Below are 509 nucleotides of genomic sequence, written 5' to 3' on the forward strand. Positions count from 1 at the left end.
GGCGTTGGGATGGGGGTGGGTTTTTCCAGATCCTCAAGTCGAGGCAGGTCGGCGGGCTTGGGCTCGACACCAAGGCTTCTCAGCTTGGCTTGCGTTTCTTGCACTTGCGCATTGAGCTCTTCCAGGTAGGCGCGGTAGTGGTTGGCAGCTTCCAGGTACTGCTTGGCTTTCTTTTCGTTTTCCCGGACGACCGCCTCCAGTTCTTTGGTGCGAACGGTGTAATCGGCCTCTTGATTGGTGAGGTTTTCGATGGCTTGGTTGAGTACAGCCCGCCGTCGCTCCAGTTGGGCTACAATTTCCGACAACTGTCGTTCTCGCTCGCTAAGGCTGCGTTCCCGGTTTTGAGTTTGTTCCAGTTGAAAGCTGGCCTGGCTGAGCTGCTCTCGCAAATACATCACCTGGGGCTCCGTCTCGTTGCGTTCCTGTTGCAACTCAAAGACCCGCGCTTCCAAGTGATCTTTTTCCTGCTGCAACACTTCCCGCTCGTTCAAAAGACGGGTGTAGAGCTG

1 pseudogene is annotated in these 509 nt (G+C 55.8%); it reads right to left on the minus strand.

What is annotated here, in order from left to right:
• Positions 1-509: pseudogene (locus NW837_RS15170) on the minus strand (hypothetical protein); the annotation flags it as partial.

Origin of the sequence: Synechococcus sp. R6-10 (genome assembly GCF_047461815.1) — a bacterium.
GTDB lineage: Bacteria > Cyanobacteriota > Cyanobacteriia > Thermostichales > Thermostichaceae > Thermostichus.